The organism is Kitasatospora sp. NPDC094015, assembly GCF_040304075.1.
Lineage (GTDB): Bacteria > Actinomycetota > Actinomycetes > Streptomycetales > Streptomycetaceae > Kitasatospora.
The window spans coordinates 1-22,463 of record NZ_JBEOUL010000014.1 but is presented as its reverse complement, the minus strand read 5'-3'; the positions used below and the strand labels follow the sequence as shown (position 1 = coordinate 22,463).

The window sequence follows — 22,463 nt, the reverse complement described above, 5'->3', positions numbered from 1 at the left end:
ACCAGGACGAACCCATGCATGGTCAACCGCGCAACCCCCAGGGTGAGCCGCGACCGCTCCGCCTCGGCACCCGCCGCAGCGCCCTCGCGATGGCCCAGTCGGGCATGATCGCCCGTGCGGTGTCCAGGGTCACCGGTCGCCCCGTCGAGCTGGTGGAGATCACCACCTACGGCGACACCTCCCGCGAGGCGCTCGCGCAGATCGGCGGCACCGGCGTCTTCGTCTCCGCCCTGCGCGACGCCCTGCTGGAGGGCCGGATCGACCTCGCCGTGCACTCCCTCAAGGACCTGCCGACGACGGCGCCCGCCGGTCTGCGGCTGGCCGCCGTCCCCGAGCGGGAGGACCCCAGGGACGCCCTGGTCGCCCGCGACGGCCTCGGCCTGGAGCACCTGGTCGAGAAGCTGGCCGGCCGCCCGGCCCGGATAGGCACCGGCTCCCCGCGCCGGATGGCCCAGCTCAACGCCTGGGCCGCGGCCCGCGGCACCGAGCTGGAGACGGTCGCGATCCGCGGCAACGTGGACACCCGGATCGGCTACGTCGCCGAGGGCGAGCTGGACGCGGTGCTGCTGGCCGTCGCCGGCCTCAACCGGCTCGGCCGCGCCGAGGAGATCACCGACCACCTCGACCCCGAGCTGATGCTGCCCGCCCCCGGGCAGGGCGCGCTCGCCGTCGAGTGCGTCGACCCGGAGCTGGCCACCGCGCTCGCCGCGCTGGACCACCGGCCCACCCGGGCCGCCGTGGTCGCCGAGCGAGCCCTGCTGGCCACCCTGGAAGCCGGCTGCTCCGCCCCGGTCGCGGCTCTCGCGACCTGGCAAGGAACCGAACTGCGGCTGGAGGGCGTGGTCGGTACCGTCGACGGCGCCACCCTGCTGAAGATGACCGCCAACGGCCCGATCGTCCTGGACGAGGACGCCGAGCAGCAGGCCGCGGCCCTCGGCCGCGCGCTGGCCGCCCGGCTGCTCGCCGAGGGCGCGGCCGACCTGATGGGGGAGCGAGCCCGATGAGCCCCACTGCCGCCACCGCCGCCGTACCGGTCCCCAGCGCGGGCCGCTGCACCTTCCTGGGGGCGGGCCCGGGAGACCCGGGCCTGCTGACCCTGCGCGCCGTCGACGTGCTGGCCTCGGCCGACGTCCTGGTGACCGACCCGCTGACCGCCGCCGCGGTGCGCACCCACTGCCCCAGCGGCGTCCAGGTGCACAGCCCCGCCGAGGAGGCCGGGCTGGACGTGGCCAAGCTGGTCGCGGACGCCGTCCGGGCCGGCAAGCACGTGGTCCGCACCGTCGACGGCGACCCGGGCCTCGACGGCTGCGCCGCCGAGGAGATGCTGGTCTGCGCCCGCTCGGCGATCCCGTTCGAGGTGATCCCGGGCGTCGCCCAGTCGGTCGGCGTGCCGGCCTACGCGGGCGTCCCGCTGCGCGGCAGCCACGGCGCCGACGTGCGCTTCGTGGACGCCGCCCAGCTGCTGGCCGGCGGCGTGCCGGACCTCGGCGCGCAGGAGACCACGCTGGTGGTCCGCACCACCCTCGGCCAGCTGCCCGCCACCGCCAACGCCCTGGTGGCCAACGGCCGCAAGCCCGAGGCCGCGCTCTCCGCGACGCTCTCCGGCACCACCACCCGCCAGCGCACCTTCACCTCCACGCTGGCCTCGATCGCGGCCGACCTGAAGGCCGCCCGGGTGCTGCCCTCGCCGGTGTCGGCCCCGGTCGACCCGGCCACCTCGGTGATAGCCGTGGTGGGCGAGCAGGTCGCGCACCGCTCGTCGCACTCCTGGTTCGAGACCAAGCCGCTGTTCGGCTGGAACGTCCTGGTGCCGCGCACCAAGGAGCAGGCCCACGGCCTCTCCGACCAGCTGCGCTCGTACGGCGCGGTGCCGCAGGAGGTGCCCACCATCGCGGTGGAGCCGCCGCGCACCCCGCAGCAGATGGAGCGCGCCATCAAGGGCCTGGTGACGGGCCGCTACGAGTGGATCGCCTTCACCTCGGTCAACGCCGTCAAGGCCGTCCGGGAGAAGTTCGAGGAGTACGGGCTGGACGCCCGGGCGTTCGCCGGCATCAAGGTCGCGGCGGTCGGCGAGACCACCGCGCAGGCGCTGGTGGACTTCGGCGTCAAGCCGGACCTGGTGCCCTCTGGCGAGCAGTCCGCCGCCGGGCTGCTGGAGGACTGGCCGCCGTACGACCCGGTCTTCGACCCGATCGACCGGGTGCTGCTGCCGCGCGCGGACATCGCCACCGAGACCCTGGTGGCCGGCCTGGTCGAGCTCGGCTGGGAGGTGGACGACGTGACGGCGTACCGCACGGTCCGCGCCTCGCCGCCGCCGGCCGAGACCCGGGAGGCGATCAAGGGCGGCGGCTTCGACGCCGTGCTCTTCACCTCCTCCTCGACCGTGCGCAACCTGGTCGGCATCGCCGGCAAGCCGCACAACGTGACGATCATCGCCTGCATCGGCCCGGCGACCGCCAAGACCGCCGAGGAGCACGGCCTGCGGGTCGACGTGATGGCCCCCGCGCCGTCCGCCGGCGCGCTGGCCCAGGCCCTCGCGGAGTTCGGCGCCAACCGCCGGGACACCGCCACGGCCGCCGGGGAGCCGGTCTACCGGCCCAGCGAGCGCCGTCCGGGCTCCCGCCGCAAGGCCGCCCGCTGACACCCCGCCCGGGGAGGCACCGCCGCCTCCCCGGGCCTCTCACTGTTCGGAGTCGCCCAGTGTCCGCCCAGTTCCCGTTCGTCCGCCCGCGCCGACTGCGCTCCACGCCGGCGATGCGCCGGCTGGTCGCCCAGACCAGGCTGCACCCGGCCGAGCTGATCCTGCCCGCCTTCGTCCGCGAGGGGATCAGCGAGCCGCGGCCGATCGGCTCCATGCCGGGCGTGGTCCAGCACACCAGGGACACCCTGCGCCGGGCCGCCGCGGAGGCGGCCGAGGCGGGGCTCGGCGGCATCATGCTGTTCGGCGTCCCCGAGGTGCAGGACGCGATCGGCAGCGAGGGCACCAACCCGGACGGCATCCTGCAGCAGGCGATCCGGGACGTGGTCGCCGAGGTGGGCGACGCCCTGGTGGTGATGTCCGACCTGTGCCTGGACGAGTACACCGACCACGGCCACTGCGGCGTCCTCGCCGCGGACGGCAGCGTCGACAACGACGCCACGCTGGCCCGGTACGCCGACATGGCCGTGGTGCAGGCCGACGCCGGTGTCCACCTGGTCGGCCCGTCCGGGATGATGGACGGTCAGATCGGCGTGGTCCGCCGGGCCCTGGACCAGGCCGGCCACCAGGACGTCGGCATCCTGGCCTACACCGCCAAGTACGCCTCGGCCTTCTTCGGCCCCTTCCGCGAGGCCGTCGGCTCCTCGCTCCGGGGCGACCGCAAGAGCTACCAGCAGGACCCGGCCAACGCCCGCGAGTCGCTGCGCGAGCTGGAGCAGGACCTCGCCGAGGGCGCCGACCTGGTGATGGTCAAGCCCGCCATGGCCTACCTGGACGTCCTGCGGCAGATCGCCGACGCCTCCCCGGTGCCGGTCGCCGCCTACCAGGTCTCCGGCGAGTACGCGATGGTCGAGGCCGCCGCCGCCAATGGCTGGGTGGACCGGGAGCGCATGATCCTGGAGACGCTGACCTCGATCCGCCGCGCCGGCGCCGGCCAGATCCTGACCTACTGGGCGATGGAGGCGGCCCGGATGGTCCGCTGACCGGCCGTCAGGGCGGCCCGCGACAGGGGCCCGGAACACCCGGAGGCCGGGTCGCGGTGCACCCGCGGCCCGGCCTCCGTGCTGCAAGCGGTCAGTCGATGATCGCGATGCCGTCCTCGCCACCGGCGACGGTGGTGGCCGTCGCCCAGCCCCACTGCTGGCCGGCCGCGAAGATGTGGCTGGTCTCCGCCCAGCCGTGCTGCTCGCCGGCCAGGAAGGGCTCGTGCGCGGACGCCACGAACTCGCCACCGCCACCGGCGGCGACGTGCGCGTGCGCGGGGGCGGCGACACCGGCGACGGCGACCGCGGCGGCCGCGGTGAACAGGGCCTTGCCCAGCATGCTCTTCATGAGAAGTCCTCTCTTCTGCGTGCCCTCGGCACCCTGCGGACAGAGCCGACGGCACGCGTGACGGGGGAGTCACTACACGTGAACACATGGTGCGTCGGGCCGATGGTCTGTACGCGCCGGATCGACGCGCCAGTCACCCGAACGCACCGCAGCCGTACGGGTGAGCCCGGAACCGTCCACACCTGGTCTGACCTGCGGTGAAACGGCGACCGCCGGACCTGGGGGAGATCCCCCCGGCCCGGCGGTCGCTGCTACCCGGCTGATCAGCCGATCAGGTGGCTGACGCCACCGTCGCCGCTGCCCACGGTGTTCTGGCCGACGACGCAGGTCTGCTCCGGGTTGTTGTTCAGAGCCTTGACCTCGATCGGCACCGCGGCACCGATGACGGCGACCGCGATGTTGTGAACCTCCGGCAGGCAGAGGTTCGGGTTGTCCAGGGTGTGGTAGTTGGGGCTGTGGTTGCCCTCGGTGCCGGTGTGGTTGGTGCCACCGTTGCCCTGGCCGGAGACGGCGGCGCCGTCCGCGTCGCCGATGGCCATCGCGGGGGCGGTGGCCATGGTGAAGCCGGCGGCGGCGATACCGGCGACGGCGAGAGCCTTCTTGATCATCTCTGAGGTTCCTTTTCGGATCTGATGGAGTGGAGCGAGAGCCCAACCGGTGGCTCAGGTTGGGCCGGTGGAGCGAGCCCGGCCGGGGGAGCGGACCGGGCCCCGGACCAGTGCGGAACGTACGGGCCCCGAACTGGGTGGTGGTCGGGCCGGGCCGGCGGCGCTGCGGCCGCCAGGCCCGGCCTCAGCCGGAGACGGCCTCAGCCCACCAGGTGGGACACGCCGCCGTCGCCGCTGCCGAGGGTGCTCTGGCCGACGACGCAGGTCTGCTTCGGCTGGTTGTTCAGAGCGGCCACCTCGACCGGGACCGCGACACCGAGCACGCCGACACCGATGTTGTGGATCTCGGGCAGGCAGATGTTCGGGTTGTCGAGGAAGTGGAAGTTCGGGCTGTGGTTCCCGTAGGTGCCGGTGGAGTTGGTGCCACCGTTGCCCTGGATCGAGGCGGCGGAGCCGTCTGCGTCACCGATCGCGGAAGCGGGCGTGGCGATGGCGGCCAGCGCGGCGGCAGCCAGGCCGACGGAGGCGAAGGTCTTCTTGAGCATGAGCTGAGATACCTCTCTGAATGCTAGGGACGGTCGTCTCGGCGGGCTTGACCGCTGTTTCGTGCAAAGCGTTCAACGAGCGACCCGGTCTGCGGTTGCTAGCCCGTCAGGGGGGATTTCGAAATGCGACCGATCCTTGAAGATCAAGGGCTTCAAGCCGATCCGCGATCCGACTCCTGCCGCTGTCCTGGCTGCGACAACCAGCTCAAAGAGTCAGCGGCGGGAAAGTTACGGCAGATTCACGGGAGGGGGACCGGGATCGCTCGCAGGAGTGTCAGACGGTCTGATTAATAGGCCGTACCGGTTAACTCTCGCAATCCCGGGTGGGCGTCGCTCGTTTGGACAGAGTGCTTTCCGCTGCGCAGCGGCTATCGGCCGAAGGCACCCATCCGATGATCATGGACAGAACGGTGAACAGCATGAAGCTCTCCAAGCGGGCGACCGGAGCACTGCTCCTGGCGGTCGGCGCCGGCGTCGTGGCCACCCAGGGCACGGCCACGGCAACCCCCATGGCGCCGAAGGACGTCGCCGCGCTGGAGGACTCCTTGTCCACCCAGACCGTGCCCTTCACCGTCCCGCTCAGCGCCCCGACCAGCCGGCTGCCCGTGCTGGCCGAGGGCGGCGAGGTCTCCGGGGCGATCCCGACCTCCCCGCTGATGCCGCCGGTGCCGCAGGAGAAGCACCAGCTGATGCCGGAGCAGGTGGTGCCCTCGCTGGTCGCGGGCAAGGTCGGCCCCGCGCTGCGGACCACCCTGCCGCTGCCCGCGGCCGCCGAGGGCCTCACCCCCGGCACCCTCGGCCTGGACGCGCCCTCCGCCCCGCTGCACGCGGCCGGCCCGGCGCTGGAGCTCGGCCAGCCGGTCAGCTACCTCGGCGACCACAGCGGCGAGCTGGCGGACGGGGCGCTCAGCTTCGGCCGGCTGGACCCGCGGCTGGTGAGCGAGGGCGTGCAGGTGGTTCCGGGCGCCAAGGCCTCGCTCGGCGGGGACGACCGGCCGGTCTCGGCGGTGGACACCGTCCGCAACCTGACCGCGGCGGCGACCACCAGCGTCGACGGGGTCCTCAACCACGACGCCGCGGAGTGAGGGCCGGCGCGGCCGGCTGACCGCCGGCCCGCCCGGGCCGACGACCGGAGCCCGGTACCGCCCCCGAGGGGAGGTACCGGGCTCGTCGTGTGCGGCGCGGCCGGCGGGGGTGGTCGCGGACGGGGCTCAGCCCGGCAGGACGCCCAGCAGCGGGCCGACGGCCGGGAGGTCCTTGGCCCCGCCGCCGGCGCTCAGCGGGGAGGTCAGGGTGCCGGTGCCGAGGGCCGGCAGGCCGTTGTCGGGCTGCACGCCGACGCCGTTGTTCAGGAAGTCCGCGGAGGACTGCGCCCACGGGTCCAGGCGCAGCGACTTCACCGGGGCGACCGCGTAGCCGAGGCCGGTGGAGGTGCCCGCCATGGCCTGGCCGACGTCGGTCGGGGCGAGCTGGGGGGTCTGGAGCTGCGGTACGGGCAGGCCGCTCGCGGGCAAGGTCGGGGCGGCGTGCGCGGCGGGGGCGGCGGCGCCCAGCAGCATCGCCGCGCCGAGCGCGGCCAGCGCGCCGGTGCCACTCGGGTTGAGTGCCATGCGGGACCAATCCTTCGGTGGGAACGGGTGGTGGGCGTCGGCGGGGGCCGCCGCGGGGAGCCGGGCGGGCCGGCCGGCCGCGAGGGCCCGCCGCCGATGCGAACTGCCCCCCGGCCTGGGGCCGAGGGGCAGCTGACACGAGGCGGGGCGGATCAGCGGATGATCAGCAGTCGTCTTCCATGACCGGGGTCTCGTGCTGGACGCCACCGTCGACGTTCGCGCAGGAGTTGCCGAACGCCGGGTTCAGCAGGCCGACCACGTCGATCGAGTTGCCGCAGAGGTTGACCGGCACGTGCACCGGCACCTGGATCGAGTTGCCGGAGAGCACGCCGGGGGAGTTGGTGACGACGCCCTCGGCGCTGGAGCTGGCGGCCGCACCGCCGGCCGCACCGAGCACCAGGCCCGCCGCCGTGGCGGAGAGGAGGGCGACCTTCTTCACGTTCTGCATGGGAGTTGATCTCCTAGATCACACGCGGGGAGGAGTGCGTCGCACCGCCCCGGTCGGGGCGGTGCGACGCGGGTGGTGCAGCGTCAGCTACGGCTGGGTCAGCCGATGTTGGCGCAGGAGTTGCCGAACGCCGGGTTGAGCAGGCCGATCACGTTGATCGAGTTGCCGCAGACGTTGACCGGGATGTGCACCGGGATCTGGATCGAGTTGCCGGAGAGCACGCCGGGGGAGCCGGCGACGACGGCCTCGGCGCCGGAGCTGGCGGCCGCACCGCCGGCCGCACCGAGCACCAGGCCGGCGGCGGCGAACGACAGGACAGCAGCCTTCTTGATGTTGCGCATGGGGTTCTTCCTCCGTTTTCTGCCCGACTGTTTGGAGGTCGGGTGCCGGGCGAATCAGAATCATCGCCCGCTGATTTAGGGATGCGCCGTGATTGTCACTCACGCGGCTCAGGCATTGCGTGTCGCCCGTGGCTGGGGCGGGAGCGGCCGCGTTCTGTCTGCGCCCCGCGGTCATTTCTCGCACGGTCGAGAAACATCCGCACTCCGGCGCGGCCAGGAGAGTGCCTCGAAGAACTCGGGACCGAGGCACATGTGACGCACCATCGGACCGTCCGGTTGTCCCGGCCGGTACGGGGCGGCCCGTCACTCCTGGGGTCATGGGCTCCTGGTGGGGGCCATGGCGGCAGCCGGTCCGTCCGGTGGAGCCGAACGGACCCGTCGGCCTCAGGCGTTGAGGCAGGAGTTGCCGAACGCCGGGTTGAGCAGGCCGATCACGTCGACGGTGTTGCCGCAGAGGTTGACCGGCACGTGCACCGGCACCTGGATCGAGTTGCCGGACAGCACACCGGGGGAGCCGGCGGTGACACCCTCGGCCGACGCGCCACCGGCGGCGGCCACGCCGGCGGAGCCGAGCAGCAGGGCCGCGGCCGCGGCAGAACCGAACGCGCCGTAGGCGAGCTTGCGCATGGTGAAGTCTCATTTCTTCGTCCGGTGGCGGGCACCGGATGGAGCTGGTTTCGCCAGGGAGAACGACCCAGGACGCGGTGGGAAACGGGCGGGCCCGGCGATCACCCGAATGCCTGGATTGCTGCAACCGGGTGAATGTCGGCGGCCCTGCGCATCCGCGTGACCCGGGCCTCGTTGGGGTTGGTGCACGCCCTGTGCGCTTCCGTGCTGAGCCATCGGTGCGCGGCAATTGGAAGATCTGATTTTTCGAGGAGACTCAATATGAGCGTCAAGAAGGTTGCCGCTGTCGGCGCCGCGGTCGTCGGCATCGTCGCGGTGGGTGCGGGCTCGGCCGCGGCCAGCTCCAGCGCCGAGGGCGTCGCGGCCGGCTCCCCCGGCGTGCTGTCCGGCAACCAGGCTCAGGTGCCGGTGCACATCCCGGTCAACGTCTGCGGCAACTCGGTCGACGTGATCGGCCTGCTGAACCCGGCGTTCGGCAACTCCTGCGCCAACGTCGGCTGACACAGGTCGACAGGCCCTAGCCGGCCTGCTGGTCGATTCCGCAGCATCCGGGCCGCCGCTCCGCCTCTCCCCCTCCTGAGACGCGGAGCGGCGGCCTTGGCGCGTCCCGGGCCGGACGGTTCCGTGCGTTCGGGTCTGCCGCGACCCTTGTTGCGTTACTTGTCAGTACCTAACATATGAGCCTGGCTCATGTTCACCGGCCCGCCCGACCACGCCGACCTCCCCCACCGGTCCGGGTGGCGCCGCCGCACGCTCCACGCACCGCGCCGCCCGGCGCACGCCGGGCGGTCCCCCACCCCTCAGGGAGTCATGCGTGATCAGGTCCCGCTTGTCAGGTGTGCACAGCAGAAGGCCGCTCGCCCTGCTGGCCGCGGCCGGGCTGTCGCTCGCCCTCGGGCTCGGCGCGATGCCGAGCGCCGCGGCCGCGGTCGCCGCCGCACCGCCGTCCGCGGCCGCCAAGGCCCCCGCGATCGTCGCGCTCGGCGACAGCGCGATATCCGGGGAAGGGGCCGGTACCGACACCGGCGACGACTACACCCCCGGCACCGACACCCCCACCAACTACTGCCACCGCAGCGCCAAGTCGGAGATCTTCGTCACCGGCATCGCCGGGGTCACCCCGATCGACCTGGCCTGTTCCGGGGCGCAGACCGGTGACCTGGTCAGCGATCCCGAGCTGGCGAAGATCACCGGCGGCGGCAGCGGTGACTTCGGCGAGCCCAAGCAGGACGTCCAACTCGCCCAGGTGGCGAGCCAGTACGACGTCAAGATGGTGGTCGTCACGATCGGCGCCAACGACGACTTCGACTTCAGCGGCATCATGCTCGGCTGCCTGGCCCAGTACTTCCCGATCCCCAAGTCGCAGGGGTGCCGCGACACCATCGGCACCCCGGAGATCGCCCGGCGGGCCGAGGGCGTGAAGCCCAAGGTGATCGCCGCGCTGACCGACATCCGCGCCACCATGCGCCGGGCCGGCTACCAGGACGGCGCCTACCAGCTGGTGTTCCAGTCGTACTTCACCCCGATCACGCCCGACATCCGGCGCAACGACTACGTCGGCAAGGTCGCCGACGGCTGCCCGGCCTTCCCCGAGGACCTCGCCTGGGGCCACAACCTGGTGGTGCCGATGCTCAGCGACGCACTGCGGCAGGCCGTCGGCCAGGTGCCCGGGGTGCGCTACCTGGACCAGCGCCGGGTCAGCTACGGCCACGAGGTCTGCGCCGAGTGGACCAGCTCGCCGTACGAGTACACCAACGGCGACGTGATCGACCTCTCGGAGCGCACCCGCAACGGCTGCGACCAGGAGATCGGGATCCCGGGCGTCTGCATGAACATGGTCCGGCAGTCCTACCACCTGCGGGTCGCCGGCTACCGGGGCGAGGGGGTCTGCCTGGCGCAGTTCTACCAGCAGCCGGGCCTGGAGCAGGCGTTCTGCAGCCTCAACCAGCAGAACACCACCTCGATCACCCCGCTCACGCCCGGACAACCGTTCCCGGACAAGCCCGAGGACGGCTCCTGGTACCAGCTCACCAACGCCGCCACCGGCAAGGTGCTGGACCTCGCGGGCGGCGGGACCTACGGGGATTCCACCAACGGCCGGGCCGCGATCGTCTATCCGGCGACCGGCGGGCTGAACCAGTCCTTCGTGTTCGAGATCAAGGCGGACGGCAGCTACGAGCTGGACTTCAGCGGCAACCGGGACATGTGCCTGGACGCCACCGGGGCGTCCACCACGCCCGGCACCAGGCTGGAGCAGTGGCGCTGCAACGGCGGCGGCAACCAGCACTGGGTGCTCGCCCCGGCCGGTGACGGGACCTACAAGATCGCCGACTCCCAGGACCGGGGCAAGGTGGCGACCGCCTCCGCCGACCTCGACGGCCAGGGCAACCCGCTGGTCGAACTCGCCGCCGACAGTGGGGCGGCGGCCCAGCACTGGCGGCTGGAGAAGCTCGGCATCGTCTACCTGCACGGTTGATCGCGACGGGTGGGGCTACGGCGGCGGCCCCACCCGTTCCAGGACTGATGCCGGCTCAAGGACGGCTCGGAGTCGGAGATCCAGCATTGCGCCAACTGGTCTAGTCCACTCATTGACAGCGGGCGCCGGGGCGCCAATAGTGGTCCACCATCCGACCACGACCAGGAGGCCACCGGTGCCCTCTCCTTCCGCAGCGGACTTCGCGGCCGCGGCCCACGCCGCCATCGACCGCGTCACCAAGGAACAGGCCGAAGGGGTCGTCGCGGCGGCCGAGTTGATCGCTGCCGCGCTGGCCGCCGACGGGGTGGTGCAGGCCTTCGGCACCGGCCACTCCGAAGCGCTCGCGATGGAGATCGCCGGCCGGGCCGGCGGGCTGGTGCCCAGCAACCGGATCGCGCTGCGCGACGTGGTGCTGCGCGGCGGTCGCCCGGTCGAGGTCCTGGAAGGCCCCGAACTGGAGCGCGGCACCGAATCGGCTGCCCTGCTCTGGGAGTTGACCGCCCCGCACCCGTCCGACGTGTTCGTGCTGGCGTCCAACTCCGGCGTCAACGGCTGCGTGGTCGAACTCGCCCACCTGGCCAAGCGCCACGGCCACCCGCTGATCGTCATCACCTCGGCCGAGCACACCGCCCAGGTCGAGCCCAAGCACCCGTCCGGGCTGCGGCTGCGCGACCTCGGCGACGTGGTGCTCGACAACGCGGCCCCGTACGGGGACGCGGTGCTGGAGATGGCGAACGGCGCCCGGGCCTGCGGCATCTCCTCGATCACCGCCGCCCTGCTCGCCCAGCAGATCGTCGCCGAGGTGATCCGCCGGATCGAGCGCGAGGGCGGCGTCCCGCCGGTCTACCTCTCGGCCAACATCCCCGAGGGCGACGCCCACAACCGCGCCCTGGAGGCCCGCTACGCCGGCCGCATCCGGCGCGCCTCGTGACGGCGGGCCCCCTCGTCCTCGGTCTGGACGTCGGCGGCTCCACCACCCGGGTCCTGGTCGCCGACCTGGCCGGCCGGATCCTCGGTACCGCCCGCGGCAGCGGCGGGAACCCGGTCTCCAACGGCGAACCGGCCGCGCTGCGGGCCATCGCCGGCACCCTGCGGGAAGCGCTCGCCGGGGTCGACCCGGCGGGCGTCGCGGCCGGTGTCCTGGGCCTGGCGGGCGGGCTGTCCGGCTCGCCGGCCCTGTCCGGACTGTGGCCGGCCGCGGGCCTGCCGGTCGAGCCCCGGCTCACCGGTGACGTCGAGCTGGCGTACGCGGCCGGCACCAGCGAACCGGACGGCACCGCGCTGATCAGCGGCACCGGCGCGGTGGCCGCGGAGATCCGCGGGTACGCCGCCGTGCGCACCGCGGACGGCCACGGCTGGCTGCTCGGCGACCGGGGCTCCGGCTACTGGCTCGGCCGGGCGGCCGTCCGCACCGCGCTGGCCGCCGTCGACCGCGACGCGGTGCCCGCGAGCGGCCTGGTGGCCGAGGTGATCGACGCCCTGCTGCCCGACCGACCGGCCGCCGCGCCGGGCGCACTGCGGCTGCGGGCCGCGGTGATCGGCGCGGTGCACGCCGGGCCGCCGGTCCGGCTGGCCCGGCTCGCGCCGCTGGTGCTGGCCGCCGCGCGGGCGGGGGACCAGGACGCCGTCCGGCTGGTCGAGCAGGCGGCGGACCGCCTGCTGGAGACCCTGGCCGCGGTCCGCGAGCCGGGCTCGGTACGGCCCGTGGTGCTGGCCGGCGGTGTCCTCGACCCGGCCTCCCCGCTGGCCGCCGCCGTGCGCCGGCGGATCGCGGACCGCTGGCCCGACGCCGCCCCCGTGCACGCCGGCAACGCCGCGGGCGCCGCCGCCTGGCTCGCGGCCCGGACCATCGCTCCGCCGGCCACCGATCTGACCGACCTCCACCGGCGGCTGGTCACCGGCCCCGCCTGACCGGCCGGCAGGCGTCGACCCGTCAGGCCGCCAGTGCCGCCGCCACCGCCCGGGCGCTGCGGGCCACCACCCGGCCCCAGCTGAACCGGCTGGGCGCGCCGGCGCCCTCGAAGTGCACCTCCATCGAGAGCGTCAGCAGGTGCGTGCGCAGCGGCCCGGCGGTGATCTTCTCGCGCGGGGTCGCCGACACGATGCTCCGGCCGACCCGCCCGTTGACGTTGTCGACCAGGTACATCCGGCGGTCCGTCAGCACCAGGTAGTAGCCGCGGGGTTTGACCGCGACCAGCACCGTGCCGCCGCTGACCACCCCGGCCAGGGCCGCCGTCGCCACCTGGCGGCCGACCGGGACCTTGCCGATCGCCACCGCCTCCACCAGCTGCACCTGCTCGCCGGGTGCGAACGCGGGAGCCACCACGGCGAGGCACTTCCGGGCGTACTTCTCGTTCATCGGGCTTCTCCTGGGTCGGGCGCGAGCTGCGCGGCGCTCATCGTAGGAACGGCTCTGACCTGGCGCAATGTCCGTTCGCCGACGCACTGTCACCCCGATTTGCGCCGTTTCGGACCGCGCTGGGGACACGAGTGCGCAACTATCACCGCCCCGGACTTCAGATCGCCCCGGCGCGTCCTCTAGCGTCGGCCGACACCGCACCACCCTGAACCGAGGAACCACGTTGAGCACTCCGCCGGCCCCCGAGGCCACCGCCCCCTCCGACCTGCCCGAATTCCCGCCCGGCGTCACTGCCGCCCCGCCGGCGAAGCGCACCGCGGGCCGGAAGGTCAAGAAGGCCCTCGGCATCGTCGTGGTGCTGGTGGTCGCGTTCTTCGCGTTCGGCTACTACATCATGGACGACCCGTCGATCGCGGAGGTCGGCAACTGCGTCCACAACGACGGCAGCGACAGCAAGCCGGACGTCGCGATCGTCGACTGCGGCGCGGCCAACGCCGACTTCAAGGTCCTCAAGGTGGTCCGCAACAGCACCGACGACGCGGTGTGCAACGAGGTCGACGGCGTCGAGGCCTCGTACCTGGAGAAGTCCTCCGACCCCTTCGTGCTCTGCCTGGGCAAGAACCACTGAGGCCGAGAGCCACCGTGCCCGACAGCCGCTGAGGCCGACAGCCGCCGAGCCCGAGAGCGGCTGAGCCCGCCCGCACCCCCGGACCCGCCCGCGCCCTCCCGGCGCGGGCGGTCGCCGTTCCCCGGCGCACCCGCCCCCGGCCGGGCCGGGCCGGCGGGTGAGCGGCCGTCAGGGCCGACCGGTCAGGGCCAGACCAGGCAGTACAGCTGGTGGCCGGCCTCGTGCAGGCGGTTGGCGAAGTCCTGCCACTCGTGCAGCATCGTGTAGATCACGAAGGCGTCCCGCGGCCCGCGCCGGTCCGGCACGGTGGACCAGATGAAGGCGGCCGCGCCGAGCTCGGTCTCGTCGGCGCCCCGCAGCGGCTCGACCACCGTCTGCGGCAGCTGGACCACCGCGTAGTCGGGGTGCAGCACGACCAGCTCCAGCGGCGGCACCTGGTGCAGCGGCACGCCCTTGATGCCGGTCAGGACCATCGCGCTCATGGTCTCCGGCTTGATCTTGGTGGAGAGGTGGCCGTTGGGCGAGCCGCTGGTCTCCATCAGGTCGCCGAGCCGCCCGAGCGAGCCGAGTTCGCCCGCGTCGAGGCCGAGTCCGTCCGGCCCGAGCGCGGTGGGGACTCTGGCGGCGGTGGCCCGGTCGGGCGCGCCGAAGTATTTGTAGGTCACGCCGACGCTGCTCTCACCCCGCCTTCCCCTGCCCGCTCCCGTACCCCCGCCCGCGGCCCGGGCGGACCTGCGGGAACCACCCACGGCCTCGTCGGAGCCGTCCTGCGCCTCGGACACTCGGACCATCCTCACCGGAATTCGCCGGAATCGACAGACCCCCACACGCTCGGTGTCCCTCCGAACGTGCCCTATACCCGTCTCGCGCCGCCGTACACAGCCGACCGCACGGTCCGACCGGAGCCGGCCAGGTCGGCCGGCGGCTGCGGGAGCCGGGTAGTACGGATAACCGTACCTCTGCTCCGTACTGTCTGACGGCAGCAGTACACGGATCATCGTTCCAGATGATCGGCTCGTCCATGCAGAGCCGAAGGACACGATTTGAGAGCATGTCCCGGTAACCCGACCTGAGGACGCAGTCGATGAGCGAGCCGATGAACGAACCGAAGCGCTACCCGTACGAAGCCCCCCAGTCCCAGTCGCTGTTCGAGCGCGCCACGCGGGTCACGCCGGGCGGCGTGAACTCGCCGGTGCGCGCCTTCAAGGCGGTGGGCGGCACCCCGCGGTTCATGGTGTCCGGCACCGGGCCGTACCTCACCGACGCCGACGGCCGCGACTACGTCGACCTGGTCTGTTCCTGGGGCCCGATGATCCTCGGGCACGCGCACCCGGCGGTGGTCGAGGCCGTGCAGCAGGCGGTCTCCCGCGGCACGTCGTTCGGCACCCCCGGCCAGGGCGAGGTGGAGCTCGGCGAGGAGATCGTCGCCCGGGTCGCCCCGGTCGAGCAGGTCCGGCTGGTGTCCAGCGGCACCGAGGCGACCATGTCGGCGATCCGGCTGGCCCGCGGCTTCACCGGCCGGGCCAAGATCGTCAAGTTCGCGGGCTGCTACCACGGACACGTGGACGCGCTGCTGGCCGCCGCCGGTTCCGGGGTGGCGACCTTCGGTCTGCCCGACACGCCCGGCGTGACCGGCGCCCAGGCCGGCGACACCATCGTGCTGCCCTACAACGACCTGGACGCCGTCCGCCAGGCCTTCGCCGCGCACCCCGGCGAGATCGCCTGCGTGATCACCGAGGCCTCGCCCGGCAACATGGGCGTCGTCCCGCCGCTGCCCGGCTTCAACCGGGGCCTCGCCGAGCTCTGCCGCGCCGAGGGCGCGCTGTTCGTCTCGGACGAGGTGATGACCGGCTTCCGGGTCTCCGAGGCGGGCTGGTACGGCCTGGAGGCCGCCCACGAGGGCTGGGCCCCGGACCTGCTGACCTTCGGCAAGGTGATGGGCGGCGGCTTCCCCGCCGCGGCCTTCGGCGGCCGTGCCGACGTGATGGCGTACCTGGCCCCGGCCGGCCCGGTCTACCAGGCCGGCACCCTCTCCGGGAACCCGATCGCCACCGCCGCCGGCCTGACGCAGCTGCGCCACTGCACCGACGAGGTGTACGCCACCGTCGACCGGGTGGCCGCCGAGATCTCCGGCCTGGTGTCGGCCGCGCTCACCAAGGAGGGCGTGACCCACCGGCTGCAGACGGCGGGCAGCATGTTCTCGGTGTTCTTCACCGACGAGCAGGTCACCGACTACGACGCGGCCAAGCGCCAGGAGTCCTACCGCTACAACGGCTTCTTCCACGCGATGCTGAGCCAGGGCGTCTACCTGCCGCCCTCGGCCTTCGAGTCGTGGTTCGTCTCGGCCTCGCACGACGAGCGGGCGGTCGAGCGGATCGCCGCCGCCCTGCCCGCGGCCGCCCGCGCGGCCGCCGAGGCCCGCCCGGCCTGAACCGCGCCACCCGGCCCGCAGCGGCCACCGAGCAGTTCCGCGGACGGGGCCGGCCGGCGCAGCACCGGCCGGCCGGCCACACCCGGCGGAGCACCCCACCAGCAGAGCACCCGAGGAGACCGAGAGCAGTGAGCGCCAAAGACACCACCGTCGTCCACCTGATGCGGCACGGTGAGGTGCACAACCCCGAGGGCGTGCTGTACGGCCGGCTGCCGGGCTACCACCTGTCGGAGCTCGGCCGCGAGATGGCCGACCGGGTGGCCGAGCACCTGGCCGACCGCGACATCACCCACGTGGTGGCCTCGCCGCTGGAGCGGGCCCAGGAGACCGCCGCCCCGATCGCCAAGGCGCACGGCCTCGACGTGGCCGCCGACGCCGGTCTGATCGAGGCCGACAACATCTTCCAGGGCAAGACCTTCGGGGTCGGCGACGGTTCGCTGCGCAACCCGGCGTACTGGCGGTACCTGACCAACCCGTTCAAGCCGTCCTGGGGCGAGCCGTACCTGGATCAGGTGGTCCGGATGATGGGCGCGCTGGCCAAGGCCCGGGACGCGGCGCGCGGGCACGAGGCGGTCTGCGTCAGCCACCAGCTGCCGATCTGGATCGTCCGCTCGTTCGCCGAGCGCCGCCGGCTCTGGCACGACCCGCGCAACCGGCAGTGCTCGCTGGCCTCGCTGACCAGCTTCACCTACGAGGGCGACCGGATCGTCTCGATCGGCTACCGCGAGCCGGCCCGCGACCTGCTGCCGGCCCACCTGGTCGGCAAGGGCCGCAAGGGCGACAAGCCGGTCGGCAAGAGCTTCGGGGCGTAGCGCGCGGGCAGCGGCGGCGGTGGCGGGCGGGGGCCGGCGGGGGCCGGGCGACCGTACCGTCGGGGGTCGGGCGATATGACCGGATTAAGTGGATCATAAGCGTAAGAACCGCAGGTCAGCGGGGGTCCGACGCGCAACCTCGGACCCCCCGAAATCTGCCCGAAGTCCCATGCGAAACTTTTCACATGTCTGGGACGCACCCCCGCCGCCTCCGCCTCGCCGCCGCCCTCGGCGCGGCCGCCCTGCTGGCCCTGGCCGGCTGCAGCTCCTCCGGGAGCAGCAGCGACGGCCAGGCCGGCTTCATCGCCGGGAAGGGCGGCATCGACACCGCCGAGGCGAGTGTCCGCAAGGGCGCTCCGGACATCTCGGGGGTCGGCCTGGACGGCGGCAACCTCAAGCTGTCCGACTACCGCGGCAAGGTCGTGGTGCTCAACATCTGGGGCTCCTGGTGCGGCCCCTGCCGGGCCGAGGCGAAGAACCTCCAGGAGGTGTACCAGGCCCACCAGGCCGACGGCGTGCAGTTCCTGGGCATCAACACCCGGGACACCGACCCGGCCAACGCGGTCCGGTTCGAGCAGGAGAAGGGCATCACCTTCCCGAGCATCTACGACCCGGCCGGCACCGAGATCCTCAAGTTCCCCAAGGGCACCCTGAACCCCTCGGCGATCCCGACCACCATCGTGGTCGACCGCCAGGGCCGGCTGGCCGCGCGGTCGCTGCACCCGCTGACCACCGACGACCTGGAAGCGATGCTGAAGCCGGTCCTCGCGGAGCAGCAGTGAGCGTCCGGCTGGCCGCGGAGTTCACCAACGAGACGGTCTCCAGCGGCGCCCTGCTGGTCGCCGCGCCGATCGCGCTGGCGGCCGGGCTGGTGTCGTTCTTCTCCCCGTGCGTGCTGCCGCTGCTGCCGGGCTACCTGAGCTACGTCACCGGCTTCTCGGCCGCCGACCTGGCCGAGGCCAAGGGCGGCCGGCGCGGGCGGATGCTGCTCGGGGTGAGCCTGTTCGTGCTGGGCTTCAGCGCCGTGTTCATCTCGATGGGGACGCTGTTCGGCCAGTTCGGCTCCACCATGAAGGAGCACCGCACGGTGCTCCAGATCGTGCTCGGGTCGCTGACCATCGTGATGGGCCTGGCCTTCATGGGCCTGGTGCCGGGCTTCGCCATGCGCGAGCTGCGGCTGCACCGCCGGCCCGCGGTGGGTCTGGCCGGCGCCCCGCTGCTCGGCCTGGTGTTCGGGCTGGGCTGGACGCCGTGCCTGGGGCCGACCCTCTCCTCGATCCAGGGCCTGGCCATCAACCAGGCCAGCGCCGGGCGCGGCGCCTTCCTGACGACGGTCTACTGCCTCGGGCTGGGCGTACCGTTCATCCTGGCCGCGCTGGCCTTCCGGCGGACGCTGAGCGCGTTCGGCTGGGTCAAGAACCACTACCAGCTGGTGATGCGGATCGGCGGCGGCATGCTCGTCGTGGTCGGCGTGCTGCTGGTGACCGGCGCCTGGGACACCCTCGTGAACCAGCTTCAGTACGCCACCGGCGACTTCTCGATCGGATTCTGACCGTGAGCGACACCCGGACCGGGCACCCCACGCCCGCCGACGAGACGGCGGAGCGCGAGGCCGAGCGCCTCACCAGCGCGCCGGCCGACCCCGCCGACCCCGGCGCCCCGATCGGGATCGGGGTGCTCGGCTGGGCGCGCTGGACCTGGCGCCAGCTGACCTCGATGCGGGTCGCGCTGATCCTGCTGTTCATGCTCTCGCTGGCGGCCATCCCCGGCTCGCTGATCCCGCAGAACAGCCAGAACAGCTTCAAGGTCGACACCTGGAAGGCGGCCCACCAGGGCATCGCCCCGTACTACGAGAAGCTCCAGCTGTTCGACGTCTACAGCTCGGTCTGGTTCTCGGCGATCTACATCCTGCTGTTCGTCTCGCTGGCCGGCTGCATCGTGCCGCGCACCTGGCAGTTCGTCGGCGTGCTGCGGGCCGCGCCCCCGGCGGCGCCGCGCAACCTGACCCGGATGCCGGTCTACGCGGCCTGGCACACCGACGCCGACGCCAAGGCGGTCAACGCCGCGGGGTACCGGCTGCTGAAGGGCCGGCGCTTCCGGGCCCAGCTGGCCGGCGGCGCGGTGGCGGCCGAGAAGGGCTACCTGCGCGAGGTCGGCAACCTGCTCTTCCACCTCTCGCTGTTCGCGCTGCTGGCCGGCTTCGCCTGGGCCAGCCTGGCCAGCGGGACGGGCGGCAAGCTGCTGGTGGAGAACCAGGGCTACTCCAACACCACCACCCAGCTGGACGACTTCACCGGCTCCGCCTTCTACACCGCCGACGACCTGGACGCCTTCGGGTTCAAGCTGGACAGCTTCAGCGCCCGCTACCAGACCGCCGGCGACCAGATGGGCAGCGCGCGGGACTTCACCGCGCACATCCGGTACTGGAAGGGCACCGACAGCAGCAAGCTGACCCCGAGCACCATCGAGGTCAACCACCCGCTGGAGGTCGACGGCAGCAAGGTGTTCCTGATCGGCCACGGCTACGCGCCGGTGGTGACGATCCGCAACGCCAAGAACGAGATCGTCTACCGCGGGCCGACGCCCTTCCTGCCGCAGGACTCCAACAACACCTCCACCGGTGTGATCAAGGTCAGCGACTACGGCACCGGGCCGGACGGCAAGAAGACCATGCTGGGCTTCAACGGCTACTTCCTGCCGACCGCCCCCGCCAACTTCGAGCAGACCGGGCCGGTCTCGCTCTTCCCGGACGCGGCCGACCCGATGCTGGTGCTCACCGCCTACCAGGGCGACCTGGGCACCGACTCCGGCCCGCAGAACGTCTACCAGCTCAACACCAAGCGGATGACCCAGCTGAAGCAGGACGGGGACATCGCCCGCGCCCGCCTCAAGCCGGGCCAGGCCTGGGAGCTCCCGGACGGCTACGGCACCCTGACCTTCGACGGCTACCAGCAGTGGGCCAGCTTCAACATCTCGCACCGCCCCGGCAACGCGGTCGCGCTGACCGGCGCCGTCTGCGCGATCCTCGGCCTGGTCGGCTCGCTGTTCGTGCAGCGCCGCCGGATCTGGATCCGGGCCACCGCCGGGCCGGACGGCCGCACCCTGGTCGAGGTCGCGGGCCTGGGCCGCAGCGAGTCCGCCCGCACCGCGGAGGAGCTCGCCGAGCTCGCCGTGGAACTCCAGGACAGCGCCCCCGCCCTGGCGGAGGACGAGGACCCGTCGGACGGCCCGCCCGACGATCCGGGCGACCACCCGGCCCACCCCGCAGACCCCGCCGACCCGGACTCCAAGGAGTAGACGGTGCATCTCGCCTCGGTCGACCCCCAGCTGGCCGACCTCTCCAACAAGCTGATCTACTCGGCCATGGCCGTGTACACCCTGGCCATGCTGGCCCACGTCTTCGAGTGGACCTTCGGCAGCAAGGGCGCGGTCGCGGTGCGCTCGGCCGAGCAGTCCAGCCTGGCCGAGACGGTGGCCGCCGCCGACGGTGCCACGCCCGCCCGCAAGGTGACCGTGAAGGTCGCCACCGCGAACGGCGGCACCGCCACCCTGACCCGCACCGCGCTGGCCGACGCCGGCGCCACCGTGGTCACCAGCGGCCGCGGCGCGGACGAGGCGCCGGACGGCCCGGGCGCGGCCGGCACCAGCGTCAAGGGCGACCTGGCGGGCCGGATCGCGGTCTCGCTGACCGTCCTCGGCGTCGTGCTGCACATCGGCGGCGTGGTCAGCCGCGGCCTGTCGGTGATGCGCTGGCCGTGGGGCAACATGTACGAGTTCTCCTGCGCCTTCGCGCTCACCATGGTGCTCGCGTACGTGGCCCTGCTGGCCGCCCGCAGGAACGTCCGCTGGCTCGGCCTGCCGGTGATCCTCGCCGCGCTGGTCACCCTCGGGGTGGCGGTCACCAACCTCTACACCGACTCCGAGCAGCTGGTGCCGGCCCTGCACTCGTACTGGCTGGGCATCCACGTCTCCACCGCGATCATCTGCGGCGGCGCGCTCTACGCCGGTTTCGTGGCCACCGCGCTGTTCGTCGGCAAGGACTCCTACGAGCGCCGGGTGGCGGCCGGGCGGACCGGGCGGATGCTGGGCGTCCCGGCCACCGTCTGGCAGCGGCTGCCCGCCGCGGGCACCCTGGACAAGCTCTCGTACCGGATCAACGCGTTCGTCTTCCCGCTCTGGACGTTCACGATCATCGCGGGCGCGATCTGGGCCGAGTCGGCCTGGGGCAAGTACTGGGAGTGGGACCCGAAGGAGACCTGGTCGTTCATCACCTGGGTCGCCTACGCCGCCTACCTGCACGCCCGGGCCACCGCCGGCTGGCGCGGGCGCAAGGCCGCCTACCTGGCGCTGCTGGCCTTCGCGTGCTGGCTGTTCAACTACTACGGGGTCAACATCTTCGTCACCGGCAAGCACTCGTACGCCGGTCTGTGACCGGCCCCGGGCCGGGGCGCCGTCCGCCCCGGCCCGTCCGTCCCGGCCCGCCGGGACGGGCCCGGGTGTCACCCGGGCGGCCGTACGGCGAACAGCCGTCGAAGTAGATGTCGCATACGAATCAACCCTGAGGAACCGTCACCTCAGTCGTTATCAGGACGTGCTCCGTCGCGCGGTTTGCCACCCGTCCGGGTGTGGCAGATCGAGGCGGGGCGAGCACCTGATCGTTCGAGCAGCCGCGAGGAGGGCCGCGCCATGGAGAGCGACGAGGTCATGCTGACCGTACGGATCACCGCGGCGGAGAGAGCACTGCTGCGCAGGCTGGCGCAGGGCCACCGCAGCGACGTCTCCGAGGTGGTCGCCGACGGCCTGCTGGACGTCCTGCCGACCCTGCACTGCAGCGCGGACGCGCACCGCCTGCTGGCGGCCCTGAGCGACCCGGCGCCGTGCGCCCAGACGGTCTGGCTGCCGGCGGCGCTGGCCGATCTGCTCGTCCCGGCGGCCGCCCGGATCGCCCAGGTGACCGGTTCGCCGCTGTGCGCCGCCGCGCCGCCGGCCTGGCGGCTGGGCGGGGCGCCGAGCACGATGCTGGGCGCCGCCGTGCGCCTGTGGCTGACCCAGGACCCGCAGCGGCTGGCGGACAACCTCAGCGTGATGCACGAAGGCCGCCCGACCGCCCTTGCGGCGGCCTGAGCGGCCCGGTGCCTCCCCGGGGCCACCTGGGCCCGGGGAGGAGGCGTCCGCGGCCCGTCAGGCCGCCTGCTGCCAGCTGACCGGCGAGAAGTAGGCCGGGCGGCGCTCCAGGCGCTGCCAGTTGGCGATCGGCTCGACCGCCCGGGCGGCCGCGACCTGCTGCGCGACGGCCGCGCGGGCCATCAGCACGGCGGTCAGGGCGGCCAGTTCCTCGTCGTTCAGCGAGCCGCGGACGATGCGGACAAGAGGTTCGGCGCTGGTGGTCATGGTCCTGTTTCTCCCCCGGTTCGAGTTCCGGCTGACGATGGTGGGCGATGGTCCGTCACATCGGCGGGTTGCCGTGCTTGCGGCTGGGCAGGTCGGCGTGCTTGGTGCGGAGCATGGCGAGGGAGCCGGCGAGCACGGCCCGGGTCTCGGCCGGGTC

The 22,463-nt window shown here is 73.0% G+C and carries 26 protein-coding genes; 16 read left to right on the top strand and 10 right to left on the bottom strand.

The window, feature by feature from the left end; all coding sequences use genetic code 11:
* Window positions 1-14 precede the first annotated feature (14 nt).
* Genes hemC through hemB form a run of 3 tightly spaced genes read left to right on the top strand, consistent with a single transcriptional unit; the run spans window position 15 to window position 3,681 of the window.
* Complete coding sequence (gene hemC / locus ABT014_RS18350; RefSeq protein ID WP_350640142.1) at window positions 15-1,004, top strand: hydroxymethylbilane synthase; 990 nt, start codon at window positions 15-17, stop codon at window positions 1,002-1,004.
* On the top strand, window positions 1,001-2,641 hold the full coding sequence (locus ABT014_RS18345) for a bifunctional uroporphyrinogen-III C-methyltransferase/uroporphyrinogen-III synthase (RefSeq protein ID WP_350639981.1): 1,641 nt from the start codon (window positions 1,001-1,003) through the stop codon (window positions 2,639-2,641). The genes hemC and ABT014_RS18345 overlap by 4 nt, the downstream gene beginning before the upstream one ends.
* A gap of 59 nt (window positions 2,642-2,700) precedes the next feature.
* The gene (gene hemB, locus ABT014_RS18340; protein WP_350639979.1) at window positions 2,701-3,681 is read left to right on the top strand and encodes a porphobilinogen synthase; all 981 of its coding nucleotides are present in this window, start codon (window positions 2,701-2,703) and stop codon (window positions 3,679-3,681) included.
* A 91-nt stretch (window positions 3,682-3,772) separates the two neighbouring features.
* Here hemB and ABT014_RS18335 read toward each other — a convergent pair whose 3' ends face one another.
* From ABT014_RS18335 to ABT014_RS18325, 3 genes are all read right to left on the bottom strand, one after another.
* On the bottom strand, window positions 3,773-4,030 hold the full coding sequence (locus tag ABT014_RS18335) for a hypothetical protein (protein ID WP_350639976.1): 258 nt from the start codon (window positions 4,028-4,030) through the stop codon (window positions 3,773-3,775).
* Between the two features lie 263 nt (window positions 4,031-4,293).
* Window positions 4,294-4,638 (bottom strand): rodlet layer protein, encoded by a 345-nt coding sequence (locus ABT014_RS18330; protein ID WP_350639974.1) that lies wholly within the window; start codon window positions 4,636-4,638, stop codon window positions 4,294-4,296.
* Between the two features lie 200 nt (window positions 4,639-4,838).
* On the bottom strand, window positions 4,839-5,183 hold the full coding sequence (locus ABT014_RS18325) for a rodlet layer protein (protein WP_350639972.1): 345 nt from the start codon (window positions 5,181-5,183) through the stop codon (window positions 4,839-4,841).
* 398 nt (window positions 5,184-5,581) lie between these two features.
* Here ABT014_RS18325 and ABT014_RS18320 point away from each other — a divergent pair, with 398 nt between their 5' ends.
* Entirely contained in the window at window positions 5,582-6,268 is a 687-nt protein-coding gene (locus ABT014_RS18320) for a hypothetical protein (protein WP_350639970.1), read from the top strand.
* Between the two features lie 126 nt (window positions 6,269-6,394).
* Here the strand turns inward: ABT014_RS18320 and ABT014_RS18315 are convergent, their stop codons facing one another.
* The 4 genes from ABT014_RS18315 to ABT014_RS18300 form a co-directional block, all read right to left on the bottom strand.
* A complete protein-coding gene (locus ABT014_RS18315) occupies window positions 6,395-6,793 on the bottom strand; it encodes a hypothetical protein (protein WP_350639968.1) in 399 nt (132 codons plus the stop codon).
* Between the two features lie 163 nt (window positions 6,794-6,956).
* On the bottom strand, window positions 6,957-7,241 hold the full coding sequence (locus ABT014_RS18310) for a chaplin (RefSeq protein WP_350639966.1): 285 nt from the start codon (window positions 7,239-7,241) through the stop codon (window positions 6,957-6,959).
* 98 nt (window positions 7,242-7,339) lie between these two features.
* On the bottom strand, window positions 7,340-7,582 hold the full coding sequence (locus ABT014_RS18305) for a chaplin (protein ID WP_350639963.1): 243 nt from the start codon (window positions 7,580-7,582) through the stop codon (window positions 7,340-7,342).
* Between the two features lie 384 nt (window positions 7,583-7,966).
* The gene (locus ABT014_RS18300) at window positions 7,967-8,209 is read right to left on the bottom strand and encodes a chaplin (RefSeq protein ID WP_350639961.1); all 243 of its coding nucleotides are present in this window, start codon (window positions 8,207-8,209) and stop codon (window positions 7,967-7,969) included.
* Window positions 8,210-8,470: 261 nt separating this feature from the next.
* Between ABT014_RS18300 and ABT014_RS18295 the strand changes: the two genes are divergently transcribed.
* The 4 genes from ABT014_RS18295 to ABT014_RS18280 all read left to right on the top strand — a co-directional run bounded on the left by ABT014_RS18295 (window position 8,471) and on the right by ABT014_RS18280 (window position 12,596).
* The gene (locus ABT014_RS18295) at window positions 8,471-8,710 is read left to right on the top strand and encodes a chaplin (protein ID WP_350639959.1); all 240 of its coding nucleotides are present in this window, start codon (window positions 8,471-8,473) and stop codon (window positions 8,708-8,710) included.
* 313 nt (window positions 8,711-9,023) lie between these two features.
* Window positions 9,024-10,685, top strand: a complete 1,662-nt coding sequence (locus ABT014_RS18290; RefSeq protein WP_350639957.1) for an RICIN domain-containing protein — start codon at window positions 9,024-9,026, stop codon at window positions 10,683-10,685.
* A 175-nt stretch (window positions 10,686-10,860) separates the two neighbouring features.
* Window positions 10,861-11,616, top strand: coding sequence for a sugar isomerase domain-containing protein (locus tag ABT014_RS18285; protein WP_350639955.1), 756 nt, complete (start codon window positions 10,861-10,863; stop codon window positions 11,614-11,616).
* Window positions 11,613-12,596, top strand: a complete 984-nt coding sequence (locus tag ABT014_RS18280; RefSeq protein WP_350639952.1) for an N-acetylglucosamine kinase — start codon at window positions 11,613-11,615, stop codon at window positions 12,594-12,596. Before ABT014_RS18285 ends, ABT014_RS18280 begins: the two co-directional genes overlap by 4 nt.
* 22 nt (window positions 12,597-12,618) lie before the next feature.
* Here the strand turns inward: ABT014_RS18280 and ABT014_RS18275 are convergent, their stop codons facing one another.
* Complete coding sequence (locus ABT014_RS18275; protein ID WP_350639950.1) at window positions 12,619-13,044, bottom strand: hypothetical protein; 426 nt, start codon at window positions 13,042-13,044, stop codon at window positions 12,619-12,621.
* Window positions 13,045-13,267: 223 nt separating this feature from the next.
* Between ABT014_RS18275 and ABT014_RS18270 the strand changes: the two genes are divergently transcribed.
* Window positions 13,268-13,672 (top strand): LppU/SCO3897 family protein, encoded by a 405-nt coding sequence (locus ABT014_RS18270; protein WP_350639948.1) that lies wholly within the window; start codon window positions 13,268-13,270, stop codon window positions 13,670-13,672.
* 182 nt (window positions 13,673-13,854) lie between these two features.
* Here ABT014_RS18270 and ABT014_RS18265 read toward each other — a convergent pair whose 3' ends face one another.
* The gene (locus ABT014_RS18265; RefSeq protein WP_350639946.1) at window positions 13,855-14,337 is read right to left on the bottom strand and encodes a hypothetical protein; all 483 of its coding nucleotides are present in this window, start codon (window positions 14,335-14,337) and stop codon (window positions 13,855-13,857) included.
* Window positions 14,338-14,768: 431 nt separating this feature from the next.
* Between ABT014_RS18265 and hemL the strand changes: the two genes are divergently transcribed.
* The 7 genes from hemL (at window position 14,769) to ABT014_RS18230 (ending at window position 22,039) form a co-directional block, all read left to right on the top strand.
* Window positions 14,769-16,103, top strand: a complete 1,335-nt coding sequence (gene hemL / locus ABT014_RS18260; RefSeq protein WP_350639944.1) for a glutamate-1-semialdehyde 2,1-aminomutase — start codon at window positions 14,769-14,771, stop codon at window positions 16,101-16,103.
* A gap of 161 nt (window positions 16,104-16,264) precedes the next feature.
* Complete coding sequence (locus ABT014_RS18255) at window positions 16,265-16,915, top strand: histidine phosphatase family protein (protein ID WP_350640141.1); 651 nt, start codon at window positions 16,265-16,267, stop codon at window positions 16,913-16,915.
* 185 nt (window positions 16,916-17,100) lie between these two features.
* Window positions 17,101-17,697, top strand: a complete 597-nt coding sequence (locus ABT014_RS18250) for a TlpA family protein disulfide reductase (protein WP_350639942.1) — start codon at window positions 17,101-17,103, stop codon at window positions 17,695-17,697.
* Complete coding sequence (locus ABT014_RS18245) at window positions 17,694-18,467, top strand: cytochrome c biogenesis CcdA family protein (protein ID WP_350639940.1); 774 nt, start codon at window positions 17,694-17,696, stop codon at window positions 18,465-18,467. The genes ABT014_RS18250 and ABT014_RS18245 overlap by 4 nt, the downstream gene beginning before the upstream one ends.
* A gap of 2 nt (window positions 18,468-18,469) precedes the next feature.
* Entirely contained in the window at window positions 18,470-20,212 is a 1,743-nt protein-coding gene (gene resB, locus ABT014_RS18240) for a cytochrome c biogenesis protein ResB (RefSeq protein WP_350639938.1), read from the top strand.
* A 3-nt stretch (window positions 20,213-20,215) separates the two neighbouring features.
* The gene (gene ccsB, locus ABT014_RS18235) at window positions 20,216-21,346 is read left to right on the top strand and encodes a c-type cytochrome biogenesis protein CcsB (protein WP_350639936.1); all 1,131 of its coding nucleotides are present in this window, start codon (window positions 20,216-20,218) and stop codon (window positions 21,344-21,346) included.
* A gap of 255 nt (window positions 21,347-21,601) precedes the next feature.
* On the top strand, window positions 21,602-22,039 hold the full coding sequence (locus tag ABT014_RS18230; RefSeq protein ID WP_350639934.1) for a hypothetical protein: 438 nt from the start codon (window positions 21,602-21,604) through the stop codon (window positions 22,037-22,039).
* A gap of 57 nt (window positions 22,040-22,096) precedes the next feature.
* Here the strand turns inward: ABT014_RS18230 and ABT014_RS18225 are convergent, their stop codons facing one another.
* Window positions 22,097-22,306: an acyl-CoA carboxylase subunit epsilon gene (locus tag ABT014_RS18225; RefSeq protein ID WP_350639932.1), complete on the bottom strand. Its 210-nt coding sequence runs from the start codon at window positions 22,304-22,306 to the stop codon at window positions 22,097-22,099.
* Window positions 22,307-22,463: the final 157 nt, after the last annotated feature.

Coding starts and splice junctions, on each gene's coding strand:
- hemC (WP_350640142.1), top strand. CDS start 15: ATGCATGGTCAACCGCGCAACCCCCAGGGTGAGCCGCGACCGCTCCGC.
- ABT014_RS18345 (WP_350639981.1), top strand. CDS start 1,001: ATGAGCCCCACTGCCGCCACCGCCGCCGTACCGGTCCCCAGCGCGGGC.
- ABT014_RS18335 (WP_350639976.1), bottom strand. CDS start 4,030: ATGAAGAGCATGCTGGGCAAGGCCCTGTTCACCGCGGCCGCCGCGGTC.
- ABT014_RS18330 (WP_350639974.1), bottom strand. CDS start 4,638: ATGATCAAGAAGGCTCTCGCCGTCGCCGGTATCGCCGCCGCCGGCTTC.
- ABT014_RS18325 (WP_350639972.1), bottom strand. CDS start 5,183: ATGCTCAAGAAGACCTTCGCCTCCGTCGGCCTGGCTGCCGCCGCGCTG.
- ABT014_RS18320 (WP_350639970.1), top strand. CDS start 5,582: ATGGACAGAACGGTGAACAGCATGAAGCTCTCCAAGCGGGCGACCGGA.
- ABT014_RS18315 (WP_350639968.1), bottom strand. CDS start 6,793: ATGGCACTCAACCCGAGTGGCACCGGCGCGCTGGCCGCGCTCGGCGCG.
- ABT014_RS18310 (WP_350639966.1), bottom strand. CDS start 7,241: ATGCAGAACGTGAAGAAGGTCGCCCTCCTCTCCGCCACGGCGGCGGGC.
- ABT014_RS18305 (WP_350639963.1), bottom strand. CDS start 7,582: ATGCGCAACATCAAGAAGGCTGCTGTCCTGTCGTTCGCCGCCGCCGGC.
- ABT014_RS18300 (WP_350639961.1), bottom strand. CDS start 8,209: ATGCGCAAGCTCGCCTACGGCGCGTTCGGTTCTGCCGCGGCCGCGGCC.
- ABT014_RS18295 (WP_350639959.1), top strand. CDS start 8,471: ATGAGCGTCAAGAAGGTTGCCGCTGTCGGCGCCGCGGTCGTCGGCATC.
- ABT014_RS18275 (WP_350639950.1), bottom strand. CDS start 13,044: ATGAACGAGAAGTACGCCCGGAAGTGCCTCGCCGTGGTGGCTCCCGCG.
- hemL (WP_350639944.1), top strand. CDS start 14,769: ATGAACGAACCGAAGCGCTACCCGTACGAAGCCCCCCAGTCCCAGTCG.
- ABT014_RS18255 (WP_350640141.1), top strand. CDS start 16,265: ATGCGGCACGGTGAGGTGCACAACCCCGAGGGCGTGCTGTACGGCCGG.
- ABT014_RS18250 (WP_350639942.1), top strand. CDS start 17,101: ATGTCTGGGACGCACCCCCGCCGCCTCCGCCTCGCCGCCGCCCTCGGC.
- ABT014_RS18230 (WP_350639934.1), top strand. CDS start 21,602: ATGGAGAGCGACGAGGTCATGCTGACCGTACGGATCACCGCGGCGGAG.
- ABT014_RS18225 (WP_350639932.1), bottom strand. CDS start 22,306: ATGACCACCAGCGCCGAACCTCTTGTCCGCATCGTCCGCGGCTCGCTG.